The 18,326-nt window shown below is 40.9% G+C and carries 19 protein-coding genes; 7 read left to right on the top strand and 12 right to left on the bottom strand.

Translation table 11 applies throughout. From position 1 onward, the window contains the following. Positions 1 to 58: 58 nt before the first annotated feature. The 4 genes from BCU94_RS17750 to udp all read right to left on the bottom strand — a co-directional run bounded on the left by BCU94_RS17750 (position 59) and on the right by udp (position 3,642). Positions 59 to 1,000, bottom strand: a complete 942-nt coding sequence (locus BCU94_RS17750; protein WP_102436912.1) for a stomatin-like protein — start codon at positions 998 to 1,000, stop codon at positions 59 to 61. Further along, positions 1,000 to 1,929 (bottom strand): slipin family protein, encoded by a 930-nt coding sequence (locus tag BCU94_RS17745; RefSeq protein ID WP_102436914.1) that lies wholly within the window; start codon positions 1,927 to 1,929, stop codon positions 1,000 to 1,002. The genes BCU94_RS17750 and BCU94_RS17745 overlap by 1 nt, the downstream gene beginning before the upstream one ends. Before the next feature lie 126 nt (positions 1,930 to 2,055). Then, positions 2,056 to 2,550, bottom strand: a complete 495-nt coding sequence (locus BCU94_RS17740) for an NfeD family protein (RefSeq protein WP_102436916.1) — start codon at positions 2,548 to 2,550, stop codon at positions 2,056 to 2,058. A gap of 333 nt (positions 2,551 to 2,883) precedes the next feature. After that, positions 2,884 to 3,642 (bottom strand): uridine phosphorylase, encoded by a 759-nt coding sequence (gene udp, locus BCU94_RS17735; protein ID WP_102436917.1) that lies wholly within the window; start codon positions 3,640 to 3,642, stop codon positions 2,884 to 2,886. Positions 3,643 to 3,946: 304 nt separating this feature from the next. On the opposite strand from udp, the gene BCU94_RS17730 reads away from it, so the two are divergent. After that, positions 3,947 to 4,156 (top strand): YdcH family protein, encoded by a 210-nt coding sequence (locus BCU94_RS17730; RefSeq protein ID WP_076539247.1) that lies wholly within the window; start codon positions 3,947 to 3,949, stop codon positions 4,154 to 4,156. A 99-nt stretch (positions 4,157 to 4,255) separates the two neighbouring features. Here the strand turns inward: BCU94_RS17730 and BCU94_RS17725 are convergent, their stop codons facing one another. Then, positions 4,256 to 4,723: a hypothetical protein gene (locus BCU94_RS17725; protein ID WP_102477131.1), complete on the bottom strand. Its 468-nt coding sequence runs from the start codon at positions 4,721 to 4,723 to the stop codon at positions 4,256 to 4,258. 311 nt (positions 4,724 to 5,034) lie between these two features. Between BCU94_RS17725 and BCU94_RS17720 the strand changes: the two genes are divergently transcribed. The 3 genes from BCU94_RS17720 to BCU94_RS17710 all read left to right on the top strand — a co-directional run bounded on the left by BCU94_RS17720 (position 5,035) and on the right by BCU94_RS17710 (position 6,745). Beyond that, positions 5,035 to 5,868 (top strand): mechanosensitive ion channel domain-containing protein, encoded by an 834-nt coding sequence (locus BCU94_RS17720; protein ID WP_102436921.1) that lies wholly within the window; start codon positions 5,035 to 5,037, stop codon positions 5,866 to 5,868. A 263-nt stretch (positions 5,869 to 6,131) separates the two neighbouring features. Continuing rightward, entirely contained in the window at positions 6,132 to 6,554 is a 423-nt protein-coding gene (locus BCU94_RS17715) for a hypothetical protein (RefSeq protein ID WP_102436923.1), read from the top strand. Beyond that, complete coding sequence (locus BCU94_RS17710; RefSeq protein ID WP_102436925.1) at positions 6,551 to 6,745, top strand: helix-turn-helix transcriptional regulator; 195 nt, start codon at positions 6,551 to 6,553, stop codon at positions 6,743 to 6,745. The genes BCU94_RS17715 and BCU94_RS17710 overlap by 4 nt, the downstream gene beginning before the upstream one ends. A gap of 27 nt (positions 6,746 to 6,772) precedes the next feature. Here the strand turns inward: BCU94_RS17710 and BCU94_RS17705 are convergent, their stop codons facing one another. Then, positions 6,773 to 7,246: a GNAT family N-acetyltransferase gene (locus BCU94_RS17705; RefSeq protein WP_241901083.1), complete on the bottom strand. Its 474-nt coding sequence runs from the start codon at positions 7,244 to 7,246 to the stop codon at positions 6,773 to 6,775. A gap of 140 nt (positions 7,247 to 7,386) precedes the next feature. Between BCU94_RS17705 and BCU94_RS17700 the strand changes: the two genes are divergently transcribed. Beyond that, positions 7,387 to 8,094, top strand: coding sequence for a DUF3313 family protein (locus BCU94_RS17700; protein WP_102436927.1), 708 nt, complete (start codon positions 7,387 to 7,389; stop codon positions 8,092 to 8,094). A 76-nt stretch (positions 8,095 to 8,170) separates the two neighbouring features. Here BCU94_RS17700 and BCU94_RS17695 read toward each other — a convergent pair whose 3' ends face one another. Further along, a complete protein-coding gene (locus tag BCU94_RS17695) occupies positions 8,171 to 9,049 on the bottom strand; it encodes a radical SAM protein (protein ID WP_102477130.1) in 879 nt (292 codons plus the stop codon). A 157-nt stretch (positions 9,050 to 9,206) separates the two neighbouring features. Here BCU94_RS17695 and BCU94_RS17690 point away from each other — a divergent pair, with 157 nt between their 5' ends. Beyond that, positions 9,207 to 9,470 (top strand): hypothetical protein, encoded by a 264-nt coding sequence (locus BCU94_RS17690; protein WP_102477129.1) that lies wholly within the window; start codon positions 9,207 to 9,209, stop codon positions 9,468 to 9,470. Between the two features lie 93 nt (positions 9,471 to 9,563). Here BCU94_RS17690 and BCU94_RS17685 read toward each other — a convergent pair whose 3' ends face one another. The 3 genes from BCU94_RS17685 to BCU94_RS17675 all read right to left on the bottom strand — a co-directional run bounded on the left by BCU94_RS17685 (position 9,564) and on the right by BCU94_RS17675 (position 13,728). Further along, positions 9,564 to 9,881 carry a putative quinol monooxygenase gene (locus BCU94_RS17685; RefSeq protein WP_102436932.1) on the bottom strand — a complete coding sequence of 106 codons (318 nt, stop codon included), beginning with the start codon at positions 9,879 to 9,881 and terminating at the stop codon, positions 9,564 to 9,566. Positions 9,882 to 9,957: 76 nt separating this feature from the next. Continuing rightward, positions 9,958 to 10,437, bottom strand: a complete 480-nt coding sequence (locus BCU94_RS17680) for a GNAT family N-acetyltransferase (protein WP_241905025.1) — start codon at positions 10,435 to 10,437, stop codon at positions 9,958 to 9,960. A gap of 129 nt (positions 10,438 to 10,566) precedes the next feature. Then, the gene (locus tag BCU94_RS17675; RefSeq protein WP_102477128.1) at positions 10,567 to 13,728 is read right to left on the bottom strand and encodes a TonB-dependent receptor; all 3,162 of its coding nucleotides are present in this window, start codon (positions 13,726 to 13,728) and stop codon (positions 10,567 to 10,569) included. 326 nt (positions 13,729 to 14,054) lie between these two features. Between BCU94_RS17675 and BCU94_RS17670 the strand changes: the two genes are divergently transcribed. After that, positions 14,055 to 14,849 (top strand): S1/P1 nuclease, encoded by a 795-nt coding sequence (locus tag BCU94_RS17670; protein WP_102477127.1) that lies wholly within the window; start codon positions 14,055 to 14,057, stop codon positions 14,847 to 14,849. Between the two features lie 173 nt (positions 14,850 to 15,022). Here BCU94_RS17670 and BCU94_RS17665 read toward each other — a convergent pair whose 3' ends face one another. Together BCU94_RS17665 and BCU94_RS17660 are read right to left on the bottom strand one after the other, a co-directional pair. Continuing rightward, positions 15,023 to 17,005, bottom strand: coding sequence for a hypothetical protein (locus BCU94_RS17665; RefSeq protein ID WP_102477126.1), 1,983 nt, complete (start codon positions 17,003 to 17,005; stop codon positions 15,023 to 15,025). A gap of 433 nt (positions 17,006 to 17,438) precedes the next feature. Next, the coding region (locus BCU94_RS17660; RefSeq protein WP_198590909.1) for a permease at positions 17,439 to 18,326 on the bottom strand (888 nt) is incomplete at its 5' end.

The raw sequence follows: 18,326 nt of genomic DNA, 5'->3' as shown, positions 1-18,326 counted from the left end.
CTTTAAGTTACTATATATAAAAACTTAGCCTCTTTTAATTAAATTTTACCACTAACAATTATTTGGCTTTCTTATTATCTTCCAGACCCATGCTATCCATCCAATAATCAAAATTAATCATATTGCCGGGTAACACCACACGGTTATCTTTATCTTTTAAGCCATCAAGCTGTTTGAGGTATTGTTCACCTAACTGCAGTCTTAAGGCACTCTGACCGCCGGGTTTAGAGATCACTACCGCCAAGCGCTCAATGGATTCTGCAGTGGCTTTAGCAAGCGTTAAAATCTCTTCGCCTTTACCTTCAGCCTCATTGATACGGCGCTGCATTTCACCCTCTGAGCGGTTAATGGTTTCAGCCATCACACCTTCTGAGCGGTTAATTTTACTCTGCTTGTCACCTTCACTTTGGGCTAATAATGCACGGCGCTCACGCTCAGCATTAACCTGCATTTCCATGGCATTTTTAACGGTTTCTGGTGGGGTAATGTTTTTAATTTCATAACGATGCACTCGAATCCCCCAAATCGCGCCAGCTTCGTCCAGCACTTGTACGACCTTGGCCGAGATAATGTCGCGCTCTTCAAACGTGCGGTCTAAATCTAAGGTACCAATGACTGAACGTGTGGTGGTTTGCGCTAATTGGATCGCGGCATAACGATAATCCGTTATGCCGTAACTGGCTTTAACGGGATCGGTAATCGAGATATAAATGACGCCGTCTACTTCAACGTTAACTTCATCGCTAGAAAAACACTCTTGCGGTGGCACATCGATAGTTTCTTCTTTTAGGTCATGGATATAGGCCACTTTATCAACAAAAGGCACTAAAGCATGAAAACCGGCATCTAAGGTGCTGTGATATTTACCTAGTCGCTCAACAATGTAAGCTGACTTAGTGGGTACTAAGCGGATAGATTGGAATAATTTCAGCACAAAAATAACAAAAATCACCCCCCAAATACCCATAACAATTAAATCGGTATCAATTCCATTCAACATTAACGTGCTCCTTTTACTGGGCTGTTAGTTACGGCATGGGTCACTTGCTCCATCCCTTCAAAGAAGCCTTCTAACTTGGCCATTTCAGCAGGCACCACTGAGACTTGTGTTTCAGTTAAAATGTCACCCACTTGGCTAATAAACTGCTCTTTCAGCATCATATTCATCGCATCGTTACCACCTTGGTTAGCCAGTGCGGTGCAAATCATATCCATGCCTTCAGCTTTCGCTTTGGCAATAATGGTAATTTCTTGGCCAGAGCCAATCGCTTCATTAATGCGTTTTCGTTTTTGCCCTTCTGAGAGGTTAATGGCCTCTTGGCGCTCACCTTGAGAGATATTAATCATGGCGTCTTTTTCAGCATTGGCTAAAGTGATTTCAGCCCGTTTTCTACGCTCAGCTTCCATCTGTTTTTCAAGGGTGTGGATCACGTGTATTGATGGGGAGATATTTTTAATCTCATAGCGAAGCACTTTAATGCCCCAAGGATCTGACGCTTTGTCAATTTCACGAACAATAGACTCGTTCAAACTGTCACGCTCTGAAAAGGTTTGCGATAGGGTCAATTTACCAATTTCTGAACGCATGGTGGTTTGCGCGAGGTTAACCGCAGCTTTACGGTAATTTTCGATACCGTAACTGGCTAACTTGCCATCCATCACTTTAAGGTAGACCAAACCATCAACTTCCAGCTGGGTGTTATCTTTTGAAATACAACTTTGTGGTGGTACATCTAGTACTTCTTCACGAGTATCGTGGCGATAAGCTACCCGATCAACAAATGGCACTAAAAAGTGAAACCCTGGTTGTAATACGGTTCTAAATTTACCTAAGCGCTCAATCACATTGACCTCTCGCATCGGTACAATCAACATCAATTTATATAAGATAAAAAATATAAATAAAATGGCTATGGTTAGTTCAAACATATGTCCCCTTCCTTTTGCAAAACATGTTCAGGTAGCGTAGCCCCCTATACATGACTTAATTCCTTTACTCAGTTGGCACTCTGTGTGGTGACCAAATCAATAAAACCTAATTCTGCTATTTTGTGACTAATCTTGTTTATCAGTGAAGCTTTCGCCCATTAACTCAGTTTCTGCATATGGCTCAACCACTAAGGCAATATTATCTCGGCAAATAATTCGCACTTTAGTGCCTGCTTTTATTTCAGTGCCATCCCCTAGTGCTGACCACTCAGTACCAGAAAACAACACCCGACCGGTTTTTTCACCCGGGCCAATATCAGCTTTAACTGTGACAACTTGATTATATAAATCCATTTCCTCATCGGTATTATCCACATGCTTGTCACCACCAATCATTTTTTGGGTGATATGGCGAAAACTAAGCAATAGAACCATTGAGGTGATAAACCATAAAGTGAAGCTTTGCGCGGTGCCATCGACGATACCGGTAAATAAGGCTGCGGCCACAATGACACAGGCTGCACCTAATAAAATGACGATGCCACCGGGAACAATAATTTCCGACAACATCAGCCCTATACCGACGATTAACCAGATACTGGTTGGATTAGAAAATTCCATATACCCCCCTGTAAAAACGTTATCATATGTTCCTTTAAGCTATAAAACCCGAACTTGGATAAGGTTTTATAGAGCTGATAACTTTAAATTGATAACTACTACACAGTGGTAATAGTGGTGCTACCTCAAGCACAGGATATGGGCACTCTTTAACCCATATATTGGTCGTCAATATCACGACATATTATGTCAACAATACAGGATATTGATGATATTGCAATCATATTTCATTGCTAAAGCTTAGCAGTAACTGTATAAAAATCGGATAAATCAATAAAAAGAAGGTAATAAAAAAGGTGCCTAAGCACCTTTATATTCAATTAGTTAAATATATTAAGCTAATAGTTTTTTCGCAGCTGCAACCACAATTGCAACCGCGCTGCCTTCGGTTTTCTTCATCATGGCTTCATCAGGAATTTCTTGCTGGGTACGATTAACGATAACCCCAGCAACACACGCTGCGCGCCAGCCTTGTGTTGCACACATAGTAAATAGCGTTGCTGACTCCATTTCGTAATTCAGTACGCCCATAGCTTGCCACTCTTGCATTGAGCCCACAAAGCGGCTGGTTACACGTCCTGAGACCGTATCGTAACGTTCTTGGCCTGGGTAGAATGTATCAGATGATGCAGTGATACCCACATGAGGCTCTTTGCCTGCGTCACGACATGCTGCCACCATAGCGGTAGTACAGTCAAAGTTAGCAGCCGCTGGAAACTCAAGTGGGGCAAAGTGTAAACTGGCGCCATCTAAGCGCACTGAAGCTTGCGTGACAATAACATCACCGACATTTACATGTGGTTGAATCGCGCCAGTGGTACCAACGCGTAAGAAAGTCGTCACACCTAGTTGTGCTAACTCTTCTACTGCGATAGATGTTGATGGTCCGCCAATACCAGTTGAACATACGACAACCGCTTTACCATCAATATAAGCAAGATAGCTGGTGTATTCACGGTGACTTGCTAAAAAAGTCGCATTTTCCATTAATTCGGCGATGCGCTTAACGCGCTCAGGATCCCCTGGAACAATCGCTAAGGTTGCGCCATCAAGCATTTGCTTGGTTAATCCTAGGTGAAATACGTCGGCCATATTGAAAACCCCTTTCATATTTGAAGATATCATTCTAATTGTGACGACTGTAACCCACAAGCCACGCTATGAAGGTTAACTGGGTCACATAAATTCTGTTATTAAACATTCGAGTGATGATTAAAAATTACAAATGTAACTAACATCACTAATTTACAGCACCATAAATCAGCAAAGGCTAAATAGCCAATTTTAGTTGATTAAAAAGTTTTTGGGGCAATCAATTAATTATTGATCCCGGTCACATTACCTGCAGCCAAGTAGCGCTAATTTGTAGTTAACATTAGATAAAAGGAGTAAGTCGATGTTTCCAGAGTACCGTGAGCTAATCAGTAAACTTAAAACCTCAAATGCCCATTTCTCAAAGATTTTTGATGAACATAATCAGCTAGATGAGCAGATAAAACATCATGAGCAGCATTACAGTAGCGATAGCACCCCAGAGCTGAAAATACTAAAATCAAAGAAGCTGCATTTAAAAGAAGAAATTTTTACCATGCTGCAAAAGCAGTAATGGCTATTGCGTATTAATCGCCAATATTGGCGATCAAAAAAGGACGCTTGAAGCGTCCTTTTTGTTGGCTCATGTAAACCATCTGTTTAGCGAGAGCAGTTATTTTGCGGCGCTAAGTGCTTTGATTAAGGTTTCGTTTGAATCAAAGTTCTCGATGCTAACAACGGTTAGCTTATCTAGGGTCACCATAGTGGCCATATCTTCTTCAGTAGGCCAGTTTGCAGTTGCATCGCCTTCACGATCGAGTCCCATAGCAAACGGTAAATCCTTCATTTGGGGGATAGCCACAAAGCGAGCAATCAATGATGGCATACCGCTGATATCAGCAATATACACCAAGTTTGCAGGTTGCTGCTCAGTCGTTGTAGCTTCTAATGCCGCTTGAATGAACTCGCCACCTTTCATGCCGCGACTAAACAAAACCACTTGAGTTTGTTCATTAACCACTAGCGGTTGTTCAAATTGATCTTCTAAGGTAATTGGCTCAATTTTATCATTCACGACAAACACATTCGCTTGTGCTGAAGCCATAAAAAGTACACTAACTGCAAATAAAAGCGCTTTCATGTTATTTTCCTGAATTAAGTGATAAGCCCTTATTTGAAATGACAAATTGTTTGGGCATTTTTGCTAATAAGGTCTTAAATTAAAAATAGCCAACTCACTATACTCGAATCTGTGATTCGACTTTATTACATTGGATTAGAATCATGATGCACCTCACGGATTAATACAGACTTAATTATTCGCAATAACAGAGGCTTCAACAATAAAGTAGCGACAGCAATAAGTGTTAATTAATTGCAAAAATGACTTTATTACCATTGGAATATCACGCATTATTTCTCTGTTAATTCGTCAAAAATAAGAACATCATCATGAATGAAACAAGCTTAGATCAAGAACTGCAGCAAATACAGAATGTCTACGACCTTCTTACTGAATTTATTGTGCAATACAGCTTTCAAATTGTTGGCGCTGTCATCATCTTACTTATCGGTATCTGGATAGCGAATAAAGTATCGAACTTCGTTGTTAGTCAATTCGAAAAGCACGATATTGATGTCACCTTGGGCAATTTTGTCTCCAATCTGGTGAGGATTTGCATCATTGCGATGGTGGCGATCATTTCGCTAGGGAAACTCGGTATTAGCGTCACCCCAATGGTGGCCGCAATTGGTGCCGCATCATTAGGTGCAGGTTTAGCACTTCAGGGGATGCTGGCCAACTATGCTGCTGGGGTCACCATTATTGTTACCCGACCTTTTGTTATTGGTAACACCATTGAAATTAAAGGTGTGGCTGGAGTGGTAAAACAAATTCAGCTCGGCTTAACCATATTAACCAATGAAGAAGGCGAGTTAATCAGTATCCCTAATAAACATATTGTCGGTGAAATACTGCATAACTCTCATGAATATAAGCTAGTCGACACTCAATTTAATATTGATTATCAAACCGATCCCCAGCAAGTGATTAAATTGATTTCAGATGCTGTCATGAGCCATGGAGGCGTCAGCCAAACGCGCACTCCACAAGTGGGCATTAATGATTTCAACAGTATCGGGATGGAAATCGGTGTGCGTTATTGGGTGCCAACCAATAGCTATTTTGAAGACAAGTACCAAGCGAATTTAGCCATAATCAAAGCGCTTAAATCAGCTGATATAACCATTCCATGTCCTGTAAGAGAAATACATTTGCAGCAGTAGCTTAGCCCGTAAAATATGTCTTCAGGCGAATGCTAAAAGCTAAGTAAACAATCGTTATTTCAACGTAAAATATCTAAGTCTTCTCAGCCAGTTTATATAATAACTGGCTGAATTCAGCTTTATATTGTCACCGTTATAGTCATCAGTAAAAGTCACCATTTGCTTACTAAATGTCATCAAAACTTGACATGAGTAATTTTTAGTCACATAGTTAGGTCAAGTTTACTTTACTTAAAGACAAGCTAACTTGAAAGGAATGATTTATGAATACACCTAACTCAACAGAAAATGATTGGAAAAAGTGCAATAACGTCAACAGCAATCGTTTAGCCAAATGGACCGCTGCATGGGTCATCACACTCGCGATATCGACTTTTGGTCCAATGTTTATTTGGTCGCAACATGACATCATTACCGCCGCTGCGATTGGATTTAATTTTTTGGTCGGTATCGGGATGATTTTCGCTAATAAAAAACACCTAGCTTCCCTTGATGAACTACAACAAAAAATTCAGCTTAACGCCATGGGGCTGAGTTTAGGCGTCGGATTAATTGTGGGCATCAGTTATTCAACGCTCGACACCACAGGGCTGATTAATGCTCATGCAGAGATATCTCACTTAGTCATCATCATGAGTTTGACCTACATGGTGGGGATAATTTTAGGCAATAGGAAGTACCGATGAAAAACAGATTAAAAGTACTTCGCGCAGAACGGGACTTAACCCAAGCACAACTGGCAGAGTTACTGAGCGTTTCCAGACAGACTATTAATGCTATTGAGAAAGGAAAGTTTGATCCAAGTTTGCCATTGGCATTTAAAGCAGCGCGGCTATTTGGCTTAACCATTGAAGACATTTTTCAAGATGAGGCATAACCTGCCTCTTCGTCAGCTCAATGCCACTCAGGCCGTTAAGGTTTTATGCATAAATAGGCTGCTAGGGTCATTATCATAATCAGCAAACTTATCGCCAATGTCAAAACCAAAGCTTTGATACAATTGCCTTGCGGGTTTAAAAAAATCCATTGAGCCGGTTTCTAGGCTTAACTTCTCATAACCCTGACATTTAGCAAACGCTAGCATATGTTGCAGTAAGTGCTTAGCAACACCTTTACCGCGATGTGCATTAGCAACCCGCATCGACTTTATTTCACCGTGGCTGGCAGTTAATTGTTTAATTGCGCCGCAGCCAAGTAGCTGCTGATTTTCCCACACAGTCCAAAAGGTAATATCATCTTGGCGCAGTTTGGTTAAATCTAGCGCATGGACACTTTCTGCTGGCGACGTGGCGTACATGTCCTGCAAGTGTTCATTTAATAGTGCCGCCACCTCAACGCCAGACAAATCATCGACTCGAATATCCATGTTTGAACTCATGCTCATAAACCTTCTATTTTTAGTCTTGTTTAACCAAAAGCCATAATTCAAACACTGACTCTGAGCGCTAAATCTATTATTGACTCTGCAGTGATAGCTGCCATATTTATTAGCACAATATACATTAATGGATTGATTATATGCGCAAGACTTATTTAACTGCTAGCCCCTTAATTTGCTTGATAGCATTCACTCTCATGGGCTGTGCATCGGGGCCTGCCAGCCTGCAACAAGGACCGGACGCTGAAATAACCAAAGAAGGTTTAGTTAAAGTCGATAACTCCAGACTGGCCTTATCGTACGCAAGACCCGATGTAAATTGGCGCCAATATACCAAACTGTACTTTGAACCGACCCAAGTCACCAATGATCATCCTGAAGGTTATCGAGCGCCTCGAATTAATAAACAAACTGAAGGGCCTAATGCCACCTACGACTTACCCCAAGAGTCCCTTGATAAAATGGCGCTGCAATTTAGTAAAACCGTTAGCGATGTGTTCAATAGTGAGCAGCCCTTTGAGTTAGTCACAGAAAAAGGTCCTAACACCTTAGTGATTGAAACCGCTGTAACCGATATCCGCTTAAGCGCGCCAATTGAAAAATCCCGCAGAAGCTATAATTCCATGGGAAAAACTTATACCCAAAACTCAGGCTCAATGGTGTTATTGGCGGTACTTAAAGATGGACAAAGCGGTGAAGTGTTAGCCAAAGCGGCTGATCGCGGTGTGGGCTTTGATCAATGGCGTCAAAACACCCAAGTATTCAATTGGGGTGATGTTAAAACGGTTTATCGTCACTGGGTCAATGATTTCAAAAATGCCTTAATGACGGCGGTAGCCGAAGAATAGAGTCAATAGCAATAAGCCTTAAAAACATACTCGATAAGCTCTGTGCCAATTGTGATACCACAATTGGCACTGTTAATTACAAGCCCCGCTGCCATTCTTGGCGTAACGGAATACTGCCTTTAATCGCTTGTTCTACTTGAGCCAGTAATTGCGGCTTATCTTTGCCTAAAACGCCTTTCAGCACTAAATAGTTTGAGGCATGATCAGAACGAAAAATAGTTTTCTCCAGTGCAAGGCCCGATAACAAAGTTTGCATTTCGGTCAACAGCCCCAGTTGATCGGGCAACACAAAATCACCATCAAATGCCTGATCCATTCTCTCGGTCCCCAATGGCAATGTCACCACCAAGGTAGATAAATACTCAGGCTGAGCTTGATTCATCAACTCTGCAGATGCCTTAGCGTGCTGAATAGAAAGCGCCTTGCCCCCTAGCCCCATTAAAATCATCACTGATGACTTGATCCCGGCTTGCTTTATTTTGCTTAAAGCAGCTAAAGAGGATTCAAAGGTTTCGCCTTTTTGGATACGGGTTAACACTTCATCGTCACCACTTTCACAGCCGATATAAAGTAAAGACAAGCCTAAGGCTTTAAGCTCCGCCAACTGTTCAACGGTTTTGTTAGTTAAATTACGCGGTAAGCAATAACTACTAATGCGAGTGACACTGGGTAAATGTTTATTAATCAGCTGGCAGATTTCTTTTAAGCGCTTAAACGGCAACGTCATTGCATCACCATCAGCTAGAAATACTCTAGAGATTGGTACCCCTGAAGCGGCAGCGCTGAGAATATCTTGCTCAATAGCATCGACTTTGTGGGCGCGAAATTTTTTTTGCTCTTGGGTATACATATCGCAAAAGGAACATTGGTTCCAGCTACAACCATTGGTCACCTGCAATATCAGCGACTTCCACTCTGATGGTGGTCGATAAACCGGTTCAATATAGTGAATCATCTAAATAACCTCTAAATCCCTATCAATGACAGTTTTTGTATTAAAAATACTCGTTAAGATTGTTTTTCATTCTATTTTTTGCAATAAAACGTTTGAATTGATCATTTTGCTTGTTTATAGTCGATTAATAAAAATAATTATTCAGGCCAATTGATTTATGAATCAAGTCGCATATCAGCTCAGTGAAAGACGTGAAACCCCTCGTTCTCATGAAGAGCATTGGGAGTTGCTGACTGCAGATCAAAAAGTTGCCCTATACGATTTAAACCGCTTTGGTTACAGATTGCTTTTTGTGAGAAGCATGCCAGAAGGCCCTCTGGCTGTAATTTCTCAGCAAGATGACATCGCCATTATTGACCATGAAGGTGAGTTAAATTTACACCCTAATTTAACCTTAAGGGAATTACCTAAGCCCCATTAAACTTAGCGATTAACAAAGCTATCATCGTATAATCGATATAATTTAAAGAGTGCACTCGCACTCTTTTTTTCATTTTGCTAATCAGTTTAATGCTTAAGCAATCACTTCATTGAACACTTCAACCTTATGTGACTCAACAAGCTCAGGCATAACATTGTGGAAATAATTTTGAATGTAATCAGTCGCATTATGTTTATCAAATACTGCTCTGTCGGCAAATTTTTCCACAAAGGCCACTTTGCTATCATCATCTAAACTGATATTTAACTCGTAGCGAATACAGCCTAATTCTCGGCGAGTCGCTGGGATCAGCTTAGCAAGAGCTTCAACCAGTAAATCACGTTTACCTTCTTTAGCAACAAACTGAGCAACGCATACGATACGGGTATTATTGATGATAAAATCTGACATTATTTTTCCTTAATACTGATAATATAAATACGCTAATACAAACTAAATAAACTGTTCCTATAGCAGTCTTAAATGACTAGTTATTTTGTAAATTAAGTAGCATATCGATATGCGGTATGCCGTCTTCAAGATACATTTCTGAATTTAAGATAAAGCCCTGCTGCTGATAAAAATCGCTGAGATGTTGTTGCGCGCCTATTTGGATGCTGGTTTGCGGCCACTGAGTTTTAACAACATTAATTGAGCGCATCATTAAGTCATGTGCAATACCATGGCCACGGCCCTTTTCTGCCACAATCACTCGGCCAATACTGGCTTCATCATAACTGACACCTGCCGCTAAAATTCGCGTATACGCAATGATTTCACCTTGCTCATTAATCCCTAACAAATGCTTGGTTTGCGGTAATCGGTCTTTATCATCAAGCTCGGGATAAGGGCAGTTTTGCTCTACCACAAACACATCGACTCTGAGTTTTAATAACTCGTATAACTGATCAAGGCTAAGTTCATTAAAGCTCAGTAGTTTCCAATGCATTAACTCTTTTAACGACATGTATTATTACCATAAAATTAATAGCTATTAGAGCAGTCTAGCATGATTAAATAGGCTGATTAACCAGTGAATTTCAGACAAAAAAATACCGAGCATAAGCTCGGTATTTTTAGGTTAAATTAGCTCAATTTAGAACTTGTATTTAACACCAACTTTTAACTGCCAAGCAGACTTATTAATATCATAAGTATTGTTGTTAGCGGTTTCGATACCATCTTGACCGTAAGGTACTGAGTAAGTGTAAACACCTGTGTCAGCATCATAGCTATGGTCTACTAAGATTTTGCTACCGAATGATTGGTATTCAACTACGCCCCAATCATCATTTACTAGGTTAAGTACGTTTTTCACGTCAAAGTATAAAATACCTTTATGTTTCTCTGTGAAACCAGGTAATTCTTGCGTGAAACGGAAATCTAGCTGATGTACCCAAGGTTGATTATCAGATGCTTTACCAGCAATACCACCAGCATATTTACCTAAGCCAATTTCATCAACTGCCGCTTTAAACTCTTCATAAGTTAAACCACCTGAGTATTCTACGTTCGCATCATCTGCGCCAGTAGGAATATAAGGTAAGTAAGAATCAGAGTAAGCAAATGCACCTTGGTCACCGAAACCACGGTCATTGTGCGAACCTAGTACCCAAGTCATTGGGCGGCCTTCACGTGCTTCATAGAACATGTTAAAGCTTGAGTTATAGCCTGCAACAAATTCAACATCATAACCTAAGCTCATAGTGAAACGATGTGGCGTTTCATAATAACCTGGGCCCATTGTTGTGCCGTTACGATCTGCGCCAACCATGGTGTACTGGTAGTTTGAAGTTGCCGTTGAAGATGAACCTTGGTTACCTTCATCAACTGAGTTAAATGCATAACCAAGACGCATATTTAAACCCATGTCCCAGTTTTTAGCTAAGGTGAAGCTTAATGTCTGACTCTTACCGTCTTCTTCAGCATTGGTTAACATTAAGTCGTAACGTTCAGTGTTGCCACCGGCACCGTTATTCGCTAATGGATCCCATGTTTCATAAATAACACGGCCAGTATCATCCGTTTTCAGTTCACGACGTGCTAGATCAACCCAAGCAACATCATTTTCTTTTTGAATATATAAGAATTCACCACCAAAGAACCAATCTTGACCTAGGGCACCGAAGTCCCAAGTGCTGTCAAAACCAATGCTTGCACGCCAATCTGAAGGAAGCTCAAAGTTAGGGTCTAATGAGTTAGTGTTACCATCGCCGCCCACTAAGCCATCTTGTGCGCCGTTTGGCACATTAGCAAAATCAGGCGTGCCCCAAGAAGTATCCCAACCATCGTTGTAGCTTAATAAGCTGTTACCATCATTTGAGAAGCTGTTTGACATCCAAACTGTTGGGTAACCACCACTGAAGCGGCCTACACCACCACGTAATGTCACATCGTCAGATAATACATATGTTAAGCCAAGACGTGGTAACCAGATGTCTTTGCCATCCATGGTTTCATTGTTGGCAAAACCGTAACGCTCAACAAAGTTTTCGTTCAGTGCTGGAGAGTCTGACATGCTCATGGTTTCGTAACGCACACCATAAGTCATTTCTAGATCTTCATTAATTTCCCAAGTATCTTCAACAAATAACGCTAATGTTTCCATATTGAAACTAGCAGCGACGTCATTTGAATTTCCTGATTGAGCATTTTGGTAACGGAAACGGTCAACAATGCCATTTTCAAAATCATCAATTGAATCAAAATCCCATGAACCCATAGTATCTTGAGCGAACAGGTTAAAGACTTCCACATTGTTAAACTGGAAACCAAAACCAATGTTGTGCTCATCTAAATAATAATCACCAACAAAACGTAATTCTAGATTCTGGTTGTTTAATTCATTTGCTTGACGTGAACGCTCTGTACCAAAGTTAACATCGCCAGCGTCAGTACGAACATTTACTTGACCAATGCCAGTGCTAGTTACAGGGTTAGAGTTAGAAGTGGTATCTTTATAAGCCACTTTAATTTCAGTGGTAAAATCATCAGACCAGTAGCTGTAAACTGTACCAGCGTACGACTCTAACTTTTCTTCTTTGTTATACCAATAACTGGATAAATTAAGCGAGCTTTCATCGTCCGAAACTTTGCTAGTTCTGTTACCTACAGTATTTTGGTAAGTAAACGATGCACGATGGTCATCATTAATGTTCCAGTCAATTTTAGCTAATATTTTTTCGTCATTTTCTTCAGGAGAAGCATCATAACTACCAATATTACCTAAACCATAAACATCACTGGCAATCGCATTAATACGATCTAAATCATCGCTAGTTACATTGGAGTCATTAGCAAAGCCTGCGCCTGCTGGTCCCCATTCTGCAGCCTGAGGTGCATCATAGTTTTCGTAAGAACCAAAGAAGAATAATGTATCTTTAATTAGCGGGAAGCCAACAGTGCCACCAAAGGTTGTTTCTTCAAAGTCTTGCTTTAACTTGTCGCCAGTTTCTTGGTCTTTACCATCGCCAGCCATGCTGTCGTTAGTGGTTTCCCAAAAAACAGTACCATCTAATTCATTAGTACCTGACTTGGTTACCGCATTGACTTGCGCACCAGAGAAACCACCAGTTCTTGCTGTAAAAGGTGAGGTATTTAATGCAACGCTTTCAACCGCATCAATTGAGATTGGAGAGCGCTGAGTTGGGTAACCGTTTGAGTTAAGACCAAAATCATCATTTTGCGATACGCCATCAACAACAAAAGTGTTAAAACGTGGGTTAATACCCGCAACGCTCATTGAAACGCCATCAGTACCGACAACAGCCATAGGATTTTGGCGCAATACGTCTTTTAAATCACGGTTAATACCTGGAGAATTAGCAATGTCTTTCGCGCCAAATTCACTGTTACCACCCGCACTACGGTAATAACTCGCATTACCGACAACACCGATACGTTCAATATCTGCAGCAGATTGTAAAGTACGGTTGAAACGTAATGTTTCACCGACGTTTAAATATAAATTTTGTTCGACATCATCAGCAAATTTTTCTGAATCTACTTTGATTAGGTAAGGACCACCAACACGAAGACCACGTGCAGTGAAGTTACCATCAGCACCAACAGTTACTTCTGTCACTGTACCTGTAGGTTCATGGATGATGGTAATTGTTGCATCTGTTACTGCATTACCTTGTGGGCCAACAATCTGACCGCGGATGTTTGATGCTGTATCTGCTGCCATAGCTGGTAGAGCAACGCCCATAGCAAAGCATGTCGCTAGCGCTAAGCGACTGATTTTATTGTTTAACATTTTCAGACCCCTGAAATATTTTTATATTTATTTATGTACTAGTTAATCTAGCTTTATAAAGAAGCTTGTAGAGTAAAAACTTCAGGCGCTAGTTTATAACCAATTTGTTTCAAAATCATGTCATTCTTGAACTATTTACCAACAAAACTTAAACTGCGACCGTCAACTTCGCGCAACATCCACAACAAAGCACGCACAACAACCGCAAAGTAGGCTCTTTAGTCACAAAAAATCAATCTAAAAAGTGACGTTCATCATTCGCTGTCTAACCTCATTTAAGTGGTTTACTAGGTCCAAGCTACTTAAATGCCAATGGAATAATAATAATGAAACCTGCTGTATTGTTAATCAGTGCCACACTGGCTGTATCCGTTTTTACTAGTCAGCCAGCACAGGCATTTGGCCAATTAGGTCACCGTATTATTGGTGAAATTGCCCAAAATAATTTATCCAAAACCGCTCAAGAAAAGATTAATCAACTGACAAAAGGTGAATCACTGGCCCAGATGTCGACTTGGGCAGATGAGATCCGTTCAGACAAAAATTGGTATCACTCATCGCCTTGGCATTATGTGTCAATTGACGATGGCAAAACCTGGGACACAGTCACCCGAAACCCGAAAGGCGATATTATTGAACGTCTTGAAAAGTATGAACAAGTGCTAAAAAATGCCACGACTTCTGAACAAGAAAAATGGCAAGCTTTAGCCTTTTATGTGCATTTTGTCGGCGATATTCATCAGCCATTACACGTAGGTCACAGCCATGATCGCGGCGGTAATTCAGTTAAATTGAAGTGGTTTGGCGACGACACTAATTTGCATTCAGTGTGGGATAGCAAGCTGATTGAGCATCAAAAATTAAGCTATACCGAATACACTAAATTTATCAGTCGTATTTCAGCAAAAGATATCAGCGACTGGCAAGGCCAAAACTATTATGTGTGGGCGGATGAATCCAAAGCCTTGCGTGATGCCGCGTATGAGTTAGAAAAAAATCGTGATGATCAACCTGATTTGCGCTTCCAATATATTTTCGACCACACCCCAACTGTGGAGCTAAGAATGCAGCAAGCAGGCATTCGCTTAGCAGAAAAGTTGAATATTATTTTTAGTCAATAATATTAAAAGCGTCTTTAAAATGACTTATTTGTTGCGCTAAATTGCATTAATTTTGCAACACAAACGTAAAAAAAGAGCCACTAGTCATAGTGGCTCTTTTGTTTTTAATCTCTCACGATTAAATCATTGTTATCAACATAACCTTGCAGGGCATTTATGTCGATAATGAATCATTAACGTTCGAATTTATGGAACTTCTCGATACCGAATGATTTACCAGTATCATGACACGTTGCACAAGATTCAGCCGTGCCTTCAGTAAACCAATCAGCTGTAGTCGGTGTATTTAGCTCACCGCCATTTTGTTCCATATGGTTTTGAGCAGCTGCATCATTATGACAAGCAAAACAGTTAGCCATAATCGGGCTTGTCATTACGCCAGCAGTACCTTCGTTAAACGCTTTTGACAGCATATACTGGTTAGGAATTTCAGCTAGTGAGATACCTTCAGCGTGACAAGATACACAGTTTTCAGCGTTTAAGCTTCTTGCTGCAGCATTCGCATCATCTTCACCAGCATTACTACCAACGCCCCAATGCTTACTATGAACCATTGGGCCAAAGCCTGGGGCAGAATTACCTGAGCTGCGATCTTGTCCATTGTTATGACAAGCAACACAATCTAAACCACCTTCAGCGTAACTACCATTTTTATGGAAGTTAGTGTCGTTGTTATGACAAGTAGTACAGCTGTCAGCAGTTACTGCATGACGACGATCGTAGTCAAACTCTTCTGTACCTAGTTCAGTACCGCTCCAAGTAACATTGGTTGAGTATGAAGTGAAAGACACACCATTTTTACCATCATCATCAGACCACGTGCCATCAGCAAAAGTTAGACGAGAGCTGGCCATTAAGTTATTGGCTCCAGCATCTGAGTCAATAACCGCGAAACAAAGACTGCGAGTACCGTCTTCACGATCAACTTTCCCATAACTGCTTGCAGGACGACCAACCAAAGACTCATTATAATATCCATGCAAGTACGCACTGGTATAAACTAATGTTCCGTCATCATACAAATCTTTTATAATTTGCTTAACTGGTGTTTCACCGGTAGTAAACAACTCTAAATCAGTACAGAAACCTTCAGTCTCTTCACTTACAATTTCACCGTAGCGATCGTAAATGGTGAAATCAACTTCTTCATAGTAAGGCACCGATAACGTAGTGAAGTAGCCTTCACGAATGGTTTGACGCTCATCGATTCCAATTTTTTCTGATTTAACATGGAATTCACGGGCATCAAAATCACTATTAGCTGATAATAAAGCCGCTGACTCTGACATATCAGTCGAGTGACAATCGCTACAACCGTTACCAGCAAGACTTGTGTTCATCACAGGCTCTGCATGGCAGGTATAACAATTAGTTACAGCGAAGTCTTTTTCAAAACCTAATACTTCTTCGCCATCTTTAGTTCGAGTCACATGATTGATATGACCAATTTTTTGCATCGTGTTACGAGCATAACCACCGTCATCACGTGGTACATTGTTGTGACAGACCATACATGCACCTAGAAGGTCTGAATTACCTTCTAAATCAATAGCTGTATAGTTAGCAGGGTGTCCATGATAGACAGGTGAAGTAGCAAAATCGACATGACAAGACTGACAAGTTTCAGTCGTTGTCGTGTGAGTGTTTTCAGGCTTGCTTACAACGATATAACGAGACTTAGCAATTGCATCACTTCCACCAACCGCTAGACGTACAATACCTTCAGTGCCCGCTTCAACATTTGGCATTGGCGCGATAAACTCATAGTTACCGTTTTCTAACAAGGTTAAACTAGCGCCTTCAGTTGATTCGCTTGCACTACCACCAACGATAGTACCTTCAAAATCATCGCGACTACGTGCAATGCCGTTTTCAGTCATCGCTGCAAGCTCAGCACTGGCTTTTTCTAAACCAATAATAGCTAGATCATCTTCATTAGTGACTTGGAATTCAAAAGTAACTTGTCCATCCTCAATCATATGGTTGATCATCTCAACATTGGTGACTTCTGATGTTTCTACTACTGGTGGGTTACTTGGTTCACCAGGTTCACCTGGCGCGCCATCTTGACCGTCTTTGCCATCACTACCACAACCCGCAATCCCCATTGCTGCTGCGATAACGAATGCTAATTTGCGTTTCGTTAAATGTTTCATCATCACTCCTAGTAGCTTATTACTACTTATTAGGTATAAACCGACCTTGAATATAATCTTTTCTACAAAGTCGAAGGGTGATAACCGTCACACGCAATGCCGTAAAAAATATTAAAATAACTCTTTATGATAATTATTTGATCCAGATCTTATTAAACACTTCCTTATATAATAACCAGCTTATTTAACAAACAATTAAATACCTGTTTTTAATAACGTTTGCATCAAAATGTATCTAGCTCGTAATTTTATGAGTGCTAAAAATGTTAAATTATTAATTATTTTCTTCTTATATATCGACTAGATTTGACCATTAAACCGATATAAATAGCGCTTTAAGATGTTCTTACGGCCAAGCCCTCTATAAATGGCAATAACTCACATTAAAAAGGCCCTTCAAGGGCCTTTGTGGTTTATAAGGGACAATCAAAGCTTATGAACAGCAATCTCGTTTTATGTTCATTTTAGGCAGTTTATCCCAAACGACTTTTGCCATTAGTACCGCTAACACAATGCCAGAACTTAGCACTAACCAGTGAGGGAGTAATTCATGGTGTTCACCAATTTGCGGCATCACTACAAAGCCAAACTCAGCCACAAGATAGTTAACCAATATCCCTGCAACCAAAGCCACACCTAATACCCCGCCCAGGTAACCAAACAAGGCGCGTTTACCTAACTCTTTCGCTACCACACCTAATGTGGCGATATTAGTCGCAGGCCCTGCCATCATGAATACCAGAACTGCCCCCGGTGATACCCCTGCTAACAACAAGCCTGCCGCTATCGGTGTTGATGCTGTGGCGCAGATATACATAGGCACTGAAATTAACACCATGACTAGCATAGCGAGAATGCCATCACCCCATTTTGCTAAAAAGTCAGTCGGCACATAGGTTTGTACTAACGCAGCAAAGAATAATCCGACTAATAACCACAACGTCGTATCTCGCACTAAATCGGTTGCGGCATACTTAAGTCCAGTGAAGATACGAGACAGAATAGTTTCTTGTTTAAGCTCGGTCGCCATGTCTTGGGTTGATGCACAGCAGCTTTCTTCACTGGCAGCAGACGTTGTCTCACTTGAACAACATCCACTTTTCTCTTCTTTAGCGGCCTCTGACTTGCTTGAACAGCAACTTGTAGCCTCAGCCTTAACGGATTCAGACTTGCTCGCACAACAACTCGACACCTCAGCCTTAACGGATTCAGATTTACTCGCACAACAACTCGCTGCCTCAGCCTTAACGGATTCAGACTTGCTCGAGCAACAACTCGCTGCCTCAGCCTTAACGGATTCAGATTTACTCGCACAACAACT

Source organism: Shewanella sp. 10N.286.52.C2 (assembly GCF_002874545.1).
Lineage (GTDB): Bacteria > Pseudomonadota > Gammaproteobacteria > Enterobacterales > Shewanellaceae > Shewanella.
The sequence above is the reverse complement of the archived record's forward strand: the minus strand, read 5'-3'. Positions and strand labels throughout refer to the sequence as shown.

Excerpts from the sequence above, each read along its gene's own strand:
- BCU94_RS17750 (WP_102436912.1), bottom strand. The coding sequence starts at position 1,000 with ATGTTGAATGGAATTGATACCGATTTAATTGTTATGGGTATTTGGGGG.
- BCU94_RS17745 (WP_102436914.1), bottom strand. The coding sequence starts at position 1,929 with ATGTTTGAACTAACCATAGCCATTTTATTTATATTTTTTATCTTATAT.
- BCU94_RS17740 (WP_102436916.1), bottom strand. The coding sequence starts at position 2,550 with ATGGAATTTTCTAATCCAACCAGTATCTGGTTAATCGTCGGTATAGGG.
- udp (WP_102436917.1), bottom strand. The coding sequence starts at position 3,642 with ATGGCCGACGTATTTCACCTAGGATTAACCAAGCAAATGCTTGATGGC.
- BCU94_RS17730 (WP_076539247.1), top strand. The coding sequence starts at position 3,947 with ATGTTTCCAGAGTACCGTGAGCTAATCAGTAAACTTAAAACCTCAAAT.
- BCU94_RS17725 (WP_102477131.1), bottom strand. The coding sequence starts at position 4,723 with ATGAAAGCGCTTTTATTTGCAGTTAGTGTACTTTTTATGGCTTCAGCA.
- BCU94_RS17720 (WP_102436921.1), top strand. The coding sequence starts at position 5,035 with ATGAATGAAACAAGCTTAGATCAAGAACTGCAGCAAATACAGAATGTC.
- BCU94_RS17715 (WP_102436923.1), top strand. The coding sequence starts at position 6,132 with ATGAATACACCTAACTCAACAGAAAATGATTGGAAAAAGTGCAATAAC.
- BCU94_RS17710 (WP_102436925.1), top strand. The coding sequence starts at position 6,551 with ATGAAAAACAGATTAAAAGTACTTCGCGCAGAACGGGACTTAACCCAA.
- BCU94_RS17705 (WP_241901083.1), bottom strand. The coding sequence starts at position 7,246 with ATGAGTTCAAACATGGATATTCGAGTCGATGATTTGTCTGGCGTTGAG.
- BCU94_RS17700 (WP_102436927.1), top strand. The coding sequence starts at position 7,387 with ATGCGCAAGACTTATTTAACTGCTAGCCCCTTAATTTGCTTGATAGCA.
- BCU94_RS17695 (WP_102477130.1), bottom strand. The coding sequence starts at position 9,049 with ATGATTCACTATATTGAACCGGTTTATCGACCACCATCAGAGTGGAAG.
- BCU94_RS17690 (WP_102477129.1), top strand. The coding sequence starts at position 9,207 with ATGAATCAAGTCGCATATCAGCTCAGTGAAAGACGTGAAACCCCTCGT.
- BCU94_RS17685 (WP_102436932.1), bottom strand. The coding sequence starts at position 9,881 with ATGTCAGATTTTATCATCAATAATACCCGTATCGTATGCGTTGCTCAG.
- BCU94_RS17680 (WP_241905025.1), bottom strand. The coding sequence starts at position 10,437 with ATGTCGTTAAAAGAGTTAATGCATTGGAAACTACTGAGCTTTAATGAA.
- BCU94_RS17675 (WP_102477128.1), bottom strand. The coding sequence starts at position 13,728 with ATGTTAAACAATAAAATCAGTCGCTTAGCGCTAGCGACATGCTTTGCT.
- BCU94_RS17670 (WP_102477127.1), top strand. The coding sequence starts at position 14,055 with ATGAAACCTGCTGTATTGTTAATCAGTGCCACACTGGCTGTATCCGTT.
- BCU94_RS17665 (WP_102477126.1), bottom strand. The coding sequence starts at position 17,005 with ATGAAACATTTAACGAAACGCAAATTAGCATTCGTTATCGCAGCAGCA.